Source organism: Microcoleus sp. S13_C5 (assembly GCF_036700845.1).
In the GTDB taxonomy this organism is placed as follows: Bacteria; Cyanobacteriota; Cyanobacteriia; order Cyanobacteriales; family Microcoleaceae; genus Microcoleus.
Genome location: NZ_JAUBPR010000187.1, coordinates 1 through 9,135, shown reverse-complemented (window position 1 = coordinate 9,135; position 9,135 = coordinate 1). Strand labels below are relative to the sequence as shown.

Genomic DNA, 9,135 nt, shown 5'->3' with positions numbered 1-9,135 from the left:
TCAACGGAAAAACTTTGGGGTTCCCACTTTTCACAACTGATAAAAAAATTCCACCCACATCTGCGGAATGTGGGTTCTAAATGAATGTTAGGCATTTCTGTTTCAATTATTTTCAGGTACTCTTCTTTCTTATGAAAACTAGCATTATCCAGAATAATCACTATTTTCGCTCCTTTTTCCGCAAATTATGAGGCTTGATTACCTGCTGATACCCATTCATTAATTAGCTCTGCATAAAACAGTTTTAGCACTTGATAAAAATTATATGAATTGCCTTTTTTGAGGAACTCTACCCACCTTTTTTTAGCGGAATTTCTCACTCCTCCCATTACATTAACTCTGCCTTTTCTTCGGTCTCCTCTGACCTTTCTGCGGTTGTCTTTTTTACACCAGTTCTTTCTTCTGGTGACTCTTAAACTAAATCCACTCTCGTCCCAAAACCCGACCTGTAATTGTTCGGGAGTTTCTTTTTCTATTTTTAAATATTCTGCTATTTTTATTTTAAAGGCTGTTCTTTTTTCCGGATTTCTCTTGGACTCCAGCCTATACTTAGCCCAGATGTAAACATACTTTTTTTGCTTTAATATCCTCCGAACTTGTCCTCCACTTAATTTTATTCCTGTGGATTGTTCTAAGTATGTTGCTAATCTCTGTGCTGTCCATCGTCCAAAATCACATCCTAATTCTTGAGGGTTTTTTTCTAGAGTTTTTAATAATATATCTATATGTTTATCTGTGGCTTTTTTGTGATTTCCCTTCATCCTTTCATCTATTATACTTTCTAGATTATCGGGGTCTCCCTTCATACACCAATAAGATATTTTGTTGACTGAACAACCCAAAAAATCAGCAATTTTAGATTGTGTTTTACCGTCATTGAGCAATAATAAAATTAGAATTCCTTCTCTCACATTTGCTTTTTTTCCTCTCTTAATGCTTTTTGTGGTTTCTCTATTTGTTGGGGATTGAGATGGTTTTTAGCTGGCATTTTTGTAGAGATTGACTAAACTCATTTTTTATTATACCCTATTTAAAGGCACAACAGCTTAAAGCGTATCTGTAGCTTCTAAAAATGGTGAATTTATCTCAAAATATCCTCACCACTGATGAACAGTGTTCAATAAGATGCGTTCCCCCTGGGTTACTTACAGTTGTATGATGTTTTTAACTGCTCTTAATCAATAAAAATGATATTGATTTTTTCCGCGTTCCTTAGCACGATACATCGCAACATCGGCATTCTTAACTAAAATCTCTGGCTCTTGACCGTCAATGGGATATAAACTAATGCCAATACTTGTAGTTACAGAAACTGTATGTTCTTCTAAAATAAAAGGCTGCATGATGGCGTCGCAAATTTTTTCAGCTACTTTCGCAGCTTCCTCGCGACCTGGAATTGCGGGCAAAATGACTGTGAACTCGTCACCGCCCAACCGCGAGATGGTATCGCTGCCGCGCAAGCATTTTTTGAGCCGACTGGCAACTGTTTTTAAGAGCAAATCGCCCACATTGTGTCCGAGAGTGTCGTTGATTGATTTAAATCCATCTAAATCTAAAAACAGTAAAGCTACCAATTCTTGAGTGCTGGAGGCTATTTCTAGAGACCGATGCCAGCATTCGTAGAACATTTGGCGGTTGGGCAAACCGGTAAGAGCATCGTGATAAGCTTGGTGGCTAAGCTCAGCATTTTTTTGTTCTAGGGCATTTGTCCGAAGTTGGCGCTCGGTAATATCTCTGATTGCTCCGACTAAAAATAGGTTGCCGGCAGCATCTTTATGCAGGGATCTTTTAGTCGCAATTAGATGCGTAATTCCGTGAGCGTCAGTGAAATATTCTTCATTTTCTCGCGGCTGGTGAGTTTGAAATACTAATTCGTTTTGCTGCCAAAATATCTCGGCTTCGGCTTGGGGAAATAAATCGTAATCGGTTCGGCAAGTTAAAATCTCTAAAGGATAGCCAATAAACCGACAATATGCCTGATTCAAAACTACGCAGCGGTGATTTCGATCTTTGACAAAAATGGGGTCGGGAATTGTATCGATTAGCGATTGTAAAAATTCTTTAGAGCGTTTTAATTCTTCTTGCAAGTGAGCCAGATAACCCACAACTGCAGCACCAGAACCCACCAGACTGAGGATTGGAGGAATTAATGGTAGCCACCAACCTGCTAAGAATGCTAAGTATAAACTGGCACTCAGACCTAGACAGATACTTAATAAACAGTAAGCCGATCGACCAAGCGATCGCAAATTCCAACTCACATTTGCTCCGGCCCAAGACCACAGTAAAATCCACAGCAACTCCGCAGCCTCTGGCCAGACATGGATTCCCGCGCGCCCGTCGAGGGCTGCACTCAAAATTTGGCTCAAGAAATGAGCCTGAAGCTCGACTCCCGGTATTTGCTGGGGAGGACCAAACCAACCTGAACTGTAAGCATTTTGGTAAAAGTCTCTGAGGCTGGGGGCACTTGAGCCGATCAAGACAACGCGCGATCGCACAAAATCAGGGGGTAGTTTGCCAGAAAGCACATCGCCCATCGATGCAGTACGAAAACTGCCTCGCGGGCCACGCAAGTTTGTCAAAATTTGATAGCCCCGGCTATCCGATCGAACGTAAGCACCGTCATTCGGTTGAAAAGGTCGAAAAACCCCCTTGCCTAACTGCAAGTATTTAGGATTGACTCTTGCTCGTTGAGGGGAAATCCCTTCGCTTCTGAGGTAAAGCAAAGCCAGTCTGAGTGCGAAACTTTGATGAGTTTTGCCGTCTCCGGGCCAAGCGTAGAGCAAAGTTCGTCGCACTTTTGAGTCAGCGTCGATAACAACGTTGTTGAAACCGATTCGATCGAGCTTGTCAAGTACCGGAGGCGGGCGAACTCCGAAGCGGGTTTCGTCTGGCATCAACTCAATGCCGATTAAGTTGGGAATAGTTTTAAAAGTTTTGAGCAATTCGGCGTTACCCGGTTGAGTTGGCAAATCTCGGTAAACGTCGAGGCCGATCGCCCGCGGCTTGGCAGCGTGCAATTTTTGCAGCAATTGGGCCAAGACAGCATCCGAAATTGGGTAGCCGTATTTTTGCAAGTCAGCTTCCTTAATTTCTACAATGACGATGCGCGAGTCAATGGGTTCGGCCGGGCGCCAGCGAACAAATTGGTCGAAAGCAGCCCATTCCCACACCTGAAAACATCCGAACCAGCGCATTACAATGACCGTAGTAGCAACGGCACTCGCAGTAATCAATACTCGGCGTTCTTGATCGACCCATTTTTTGATAGTTTCTAGCATATTTTGGGGATTTGGACCTCGCCCTGTGAACATCTAAACTACTACTACGTATAGGTTTTACATCTCCGAGGCGAGTCGATTTTAGATTTTAGATTTTAGATTTTAGATTATCTAATTTTTTGGTTTTTCGGTGCGGGCGAGTCGATTTTAGATTTTAGATTATCCAATTTTTTGGTTTTTTGGTGAGGGCGAGTCGATTTTAGATTTTAGATTATCCAATTTTTTTGGTTTTTCGGTGCGATCGGTCTGCAACAGCAGAAACCGAGTTTCGCAACCAAAATATGTCATTTCAACAATCACTCTGGAAGCAGAAACCCGGTTTCTGGCGTTTTTGTGTAAAAGTTCTAGTAGTTATTTGCCGATCTAAATACTAGAAACCCACAACTGGTTTTAATATTTTTCGTTCTCACTAATTTTTACTATTTTTTTAGTGATTATAGATGCGAGATTTTAGATTAATTTCGCAGCACGAGCCAACGCTCAACTAAGTTAAAAACGAGGAGATTTCCTGCCCATCAATCTAAAATCTGTCATCTATAATCTCAAACTTTTATGTTAGTTTTGAAAGTTGCGGGGGCCAGTGTAACCCGATAAATCAGCGAGTTTATCCAAAGATTGCGTCCCCGAATAAAACTGACCATTAATCTCCCAAGTCGGGAAACCTTTAACATTCGCAGCAGCAGCTTGGCAAATTTCAGCGCGGGAATTTTGCCCCCTGGGATCGCATTCAAAATAATTGATTATTTTGGCTGCTTCTTTGCCGAACAGGATTTTTTGGTCGTAGCAGTGGGGACACCAGTAAGCGCCGTACTCTTTAGCGCCGATTTGTCGGAGGTGGCGGGCCAAAGCAATTTGGGCCGGGCCGGAGGTTGTAGTGACGGCAGGGGGTGCAATTCCGGGGGTAGAGACAGTAGAAGCAGGTGAGTTGACGCTGTTATAAAGTCCCAAGGCGCCGATCGAACTCACCATTGCCACCAAAATGCCTGTAAACACCAACTGTCCGATATCTTCCCACTCGCGCCCGACTAGCACCAGCACAAACAGCGACAGCGAAAATAAGGCAGAAGTGACGCAGTAAATGCACAGATCCTGAATCTCAAAAGCCATCAAATATATCAAATAGCTGCTGAAAATTACCATCGCAGCGGTGATGATAAATAGCGCTTGCCAAGTGTTTTTTTCTAGTTGAGAGTGCAGTCCTTTCTTGGTGTCGGGATTTACAGCTTTGGGAGCCAATGCCAGGATTGCTATGCTCAGGTAAGCCAGACAGCCTAACAAACTTAAAGGCACTGTGCCAAAGACTGTAGCGTAGGGACTGTTGAGAACTTTGTCGCAGCCGCTGGTGGGACAAATGACCGAGCCAGTCGTGAATTTAGCGATCGTGAGATAGGCCGTTTCTACGACGCCTATGGCTGCGATCGCTGCCATCACAGTCCTAGACCAGCGATGAATCCAAGGGGTTGAACGTCGGCGAATCATTTTTTGATTTGGTAATTGATAATTTGGACCTTGAAAAAAGAAGAAATTTGGGCAACTAGCAATGTCAGGGTTTTAAGGGATTTAACGGATCGATGTTGAGGGAAAAAGTCAGAAGTCAGAGAAAAGAAATAGCTATCCGTGTATCTGTGACTTCCGTCTCGTGAATCAAGGAAATTGGGAATTGGTGATTGATAATTGGTGATTTTTTCACGGTTAGCTCTTCGTTTTCAGCGATTACCGATTACCCATTACCCCTTCCCATTTTACGTTTTACTTGTGACTTTGCCCGGTTCCGGTGTTGGCCCTCTTGAGCCATTAGCATCTCTATTTTCCTGTTCGCGCTCTTTCTGTGACAAGCTGCGGCGGGCGGCTTCGACAAACTGACTAACGCGGATCGGATCTATAGGCTGCTCGATGCGGCCGTTTCGCTTCAGGGAACTCGATACGATTACGCCGTCAGCGGCCTGCATGAGGGTGGAAATGTTTTCCCACGAGGCGCCGCTGCCGATGAAAACTGGAATTCCGGCTGCTGCTGCACTCGCGAGTTCTAAGTCTTCGAGATTGGGAGGGCTACCAGTGGTCCAGCCGGAAAGGATTACGGCGTCGGCTAAAGCTCGCCCGATCGTCTCTTGGACGGCTGTGGTCAAATTGGGGCTGCCTAGGGGTCGCCCGTGCTTGACTAACACGTCTGCTAATATTTTGACATCGCTGCCCAATTCCCGGCGGTAGCGCAGTAGCTGGTGAGCTTGGCCTTCAATTAAGCCTTGGTCTGTAGCCATGATGCCGTTGAGGACGTTGACGCGGATGAATTGAGCTCCCGTGCAGGAGGCGATGGCGATCGCGCTGTGGGCGTCGTTTCGCAGCACGTTAACGCCGATCGGCAGCGTCACGAGATTGGTTAGCCTCTCGACTACCAGAGTCATGGCACTTACCACAGCCGGATCTACGCTGTCTTTGGCAAAAGGAGCGTCGAAAAAGTTCTCGACAATGATACCGTTTGCGCCACCAGAAGCCAGCGCTGTAGCCTCTTGCTCGGCTCTTCCGATAATAGCTTTGAGGTTTCCGCCCCAGCGGGGAGAAGTTGGCAAAGGCTGTAAATGTACGACACCGATTATGGGATTCGGCGTTTTGAATATTTGTTTTAAGTCCACGGATTTTCCTGAAACCACCAAGTTCACTGACGGCTGACGGCGGATTTTGACGGTATATTCTAGAATTCTATATCCACGGGGGCGATTCGGTTGACTTAATCGGGTCGCCAAGTTGCTCAAACCCTGCAGCCATAACAGTTTAGATTTTAGATTTTAGATTTTAGATTTTACATAGGCGACCCGCTCACCTCAGTTAAAGACGGATACTTGCTTCTAGGCAGGAGTCCGGGAAAGCAAAAAAGTTTAGATTTTAGCGAGATCTCCCAGATTCATCTGTGGAGTCAATGCTTTAATCTTTAATCTTTAATCGACTGACTACAATCGGGGTTGAAAGCTTGACTGCAGTTGCATTCTTTTCTATACCTTGGTGTCGGCAGGGGTTTTTCCTTCTCTATCGAGGTTAAGTGGTGGAAGTTGTTCTCATAATTTTGGCTGTCACCGCAGGATTGGGGGCAGCAATCGAAGTGCTGCTGCGGGTGCTGCTGGGTTTTGGTAATCCTTTGATTTATATTGCCGATGCCGAGTGCGGCTATTTGTTGGCGCCCAACCAGAAGGTGCGTCGCTTGGGCAACCGGATTGAGATTAACGAGTATTCGATGCGTAGCGGAGCGATCGCCCCGATATCCCCTCCAGAAACTCTGCGCGTCTTGCTGTTGGGAGATTCTGTCGCCAACGGCGGTTGGTGGACACATCAAACAGATACGATCTCGGAAATTCTGGCTCGGGATTTGAGACTGCAAGTACAGAATCTGGCGAGCGATGCACAATTAGGTTCACAAGTCAACTATTCAGATTTTGAAGTTCTCAACGCCTCAGCCAATTCTTGGGGGCCGAGGAATCAACTTGCTTACGCCAAGCGGTTCGGTGTTTTTGGGGCAAAGGCTTTGGTTTTGCTGCTCAATACGGACGATTTGTTTGCATCGGCTCCCTGTGCTCTGGTTGTGGGGCGCGATCGATCTTACCCGGATCACAAACCCCGATTGGCTACGCTAGAGTTATTGAGCCGCTACCTGCTACCGGCAGTGCCGACTCGCCAATTGGCAGCACCCGGAGCCAGAAACGGCGATGTAGTAGGCTGCAACTTAGAGGCTATTCGCCAAATCCAGAAAATAGCTGTATCCGCCAACATCGAGTTTTTGCTAGCCGTCACGCCCAAGCGGGGCGAACTCGGCGGCCCGGGCCCTCGCGACTGGGAAGTCAATGCTAGAGCGCGTCTCGCCGAACTCGTAGAAACAGAGAAAATTACTTACATAGATTTTCTTCCCATTTTCAATTGTGCGGCCGAATTTCCAACTTTGTATCGAGACAGCATTCACCTGAGCCCTCTAGGAAATCAGCTAGTTAGCAAAACTATCAGTCGTCAAATAGTCGCTCTTTTTTGGCATAAATCGTGACTTCACCTCAAGACGGATACTTGCCCACGACTTCTGTTGTCGAGAGCAAAAAAGTTTAAACCTTAGTTCAAGCCGCCCGATTAATCTGCAGAGTCAATCTAAGATCTAAAATCGTTCGACTGAGCGCAACTCGACGCACGCGCTCGCCGAACTTCTCACGCCGAATTGTCCAATCTCAAATCGACTGACATCGAATCCGGTTGCATGGGAACAGTTACCATCTTCAACGAACAACAAACCCAAACTAACTGTAAAAGCACCCGGAAACGACACGATTTGTCTCGATTTAGCTAACTTGCAAAGTAGACTCTAGCTCTTTCGGATACCAAGCTTGACCGTCGAGAGCCATTTGCTCGATCGAACTCGCAAGCCGCAGAGCTTTGAGAGCTTGTTCTCCTCCCACAGAAGGCTGATTTCCACCCCGCACGCAATTAATAAAATGCTCCAATTCTGCGTGGAGCGGTTCAATATTGCTGGTGTAAACTTTCTCGATCAACCCATCTTGACGGTAAAGCACCTGACCGTAATCCGTCACGTAATTGGCGGTTGTTTGTCGGTGAATCAAGATTTCGTTGTTGAGAAAATCTGCCTCTGTCAGAGAATTCTTGCAGTGAGCCACGATTGAACGGAGTTTGCGGTGCGTCACCTTACTGGCAGTCAGGGTGGCGACAATGCCGTTAGCAAAGTTCAACGTCGCTGTCACATAGTCTAAATAACCTGAATCTGAGGCCCTACTGCCGCTGGCTGTCAGCTTCACCACTTGGGAATCTGCCAATTCCAGGAGCAAGTCAATGTCGTGGATCATTAAATCCAAAACTACCGATACGTCGTTAGCCCGCTGGGAATAGGGACTCATCCGGTGAGCTTCCAATGCCAGTAACTCTTCAGTTTTCAGCACTTTGCCGAGTTCCTGAAAAGCTGGATTGAAGCGCTCGATGTGACCCACTTGTAAAATGCGGTGGGCCTCAGCAGCCGCGTTGACCAAAGATTCGGCTTCGGCAATGCTAGCCGCGATCGGCTTTTCAATTAAAACGTGAACACCCGCTTGGAGACAAGACATCCCCACAGGGTGGTGCAGGCGAGTTGGAACGGCGACGCAAACTGCATCTACGTGGGCGAGCAAATCTCGGTAGTCTTCAAAGAAGCGAACCCGGTATTTGCTTGCTACATCTATTCCCCGCTCTACATTTATGTCTGCAACACCCACGAGTTCGATATCTTTTAGCAAGCTCAGAACTCGCGTGTGGTGCTGGCCCATATTGCCAACCCCAATCACCCCAATGCGGAGGGGTTCGGGTTGACTTCGCTGGGCGAAAACGTTTGCGTATCCCAATGACATCCTATCTAGCACTCCTGGATTCTCCTCCACCACCACAGGAATCAAGCCCCTTGGCTTCCCTCAGCTACTCACAGCCATCCAGATAGTACCACAGTCAAACTATTTGTGAAGAATTTCTAAGTTCAGTTGCGATTATCGCATCAGGCAATTAAGCAGTAGCTACTCATACACAAGGGCAGAATACAGGGGTCAAATGTCTGGAAATTGCGTATTGACAAAATTTATAAAGTGTGTATTTACATCGGGACGATCGCCTGCAGCATCCCAACAACACAAACCCGTCGGAATATTTGGCGGTTACGCTCAAACATTTTTCGGGTTTCTTTTCAAAAGTAATAGTGAAAGTCATAAATTATACAAATACAACAGAGGACGCATCCGTATTAGTTCGGTTATTTACATTCGGCAATCTTTGAACCCACATTCCGCAGATATTCAAGCAGAAGGAAAGGAAGATAGATTCGGAAACACAAAACTCCCAAACGATTGCC

Annotated in this window: 7 protein-coding genes; 2 read left to right on the top strand and 5 right to left on the bottom strand. The window is 46.0% G+C overall.

Going from position 1 to position 9,135, the window contains the following annotated elements:
- Nucleotides 1-185: 185 nt before the first annotated feature.
- The 4 genes from QUA04_RS27795 to btpA all read right to left on the bottom strand — a co-directional run bounded on the left by QUA04_RS27795 (nt 186) and on the right by btpA (nt 5,911).
- Nucleotides 186-911 (bottom strand): IS630 family transposase, encoded by a 726-nt coding sequence (locus QUA04_RS27795; RefSeq protein WP_333263477.1) that lies wholly within the window; start codon nt 909-911, stop codon nt 186-188.
- Nucleotides 912-1,178: 267 nt separating this feature from the next.
- The gene (locus tag QUA04_RS27790) at nt 1,179-3,314 is read right to left on the bottom strand and encodes a CHASE2 domain-containing protein (RefSeq protein WP_333263474.1); all 2,136 of its coding nucleotides are present in this window, start codon (nt 3,312-3,314) and stop codon (nt 1,179-1,181) included.
- 522 nt (nt 3,315-3,836) lie between these two features.
- On the bottom strand, nt 3,837-4,760 hold the full coding sequence (locus QUA04_RS27785) for a vitamin K epoxide reductase family protein (protein ID WP_333263471.1): 924 nt from the start codon (nt 4,758-4,760) through the stop codon (nt 3,837-3,839).
- Nucleotides 4,761-5,023: 263 nt separating this feature from the next.
- Complete coding sequence (gene btpA, locus QUA04_RS27780) at nt 5,024-5,911, bottom strand: photosystem I biogenesis protein BtpA (protein WP_138921119.1); 888 nt, start codon at nt 5,909-5,911, stop codon at nt 5,024-5,026.
- A 407-nt stretch (nt 5,912-6,318) separates the two neighbouring features.
- Between btpA and QUA04_RS27775 the strand changes: the two genes are divergently transcribed.
- On the top strand, nt 6,319-7,305 hold the full coding sequence (locus QUA04_RS27775; RefSeq protein ID WP_333263469.1) for a GDSL-type esterase/lipase family protein: 987 nt from the start codon (nt 6,319-6,321) through the stop codon (nt 7,303-7,305).
- A 286-nt stretch (nt 7,306-7,591) separates the two neighbouring features.
- On the opposite strand, the gene QUA04_RS27770 is transcribed toward QUA04_RS27775, so the two are convergent.
- On the bottom strand, nt 7,592-8,644 hold the full coding sequence (locus tag QUA04_RS27770) for a Gfo/Idh/MocA family protein (protein ID WP_015178266.1): 1,053 nt from the start codon (nt 8,642-8,644) through the stop codon (nt 7,592-7,594).
- A gap of 211 nt (nt 8,645-8,855) precedes the next feature.
- Here QUA04_RS27770 and QUA04_RS27765 point away from each other — a divergent pair.
- On the top strand, nt 8,856-9,135 hold a 280-nt coding region (locus QUA04_RS27765; protein WP_333263466.1), incomplete at its 3' end, for a hypothetical protein.

Coding starts and splice junctions, on each gene's coding strand:
- QUA04_RS27790 (WP_333263474.1), bottom strand. CDS start 3,314: ATGTTCACAGGGCGAGGTCCAAATCCCCAAAATATGCTAGAAACTATC.
- QUA04_RS27785 (WP_333263471.1), bottom strand. CDS start 4,760: ATGATTCGCCGACGTTCAACCCCTTGGATTCATCGCTGGTCTAGGACT.
- QUA04_RS27770 (WP_015178266.1), bottom strand. CDS start 8,644: ATGTCATTGGGATACGCAAACGTTTTCGCCCAGCGAAGTCAACCCGAA.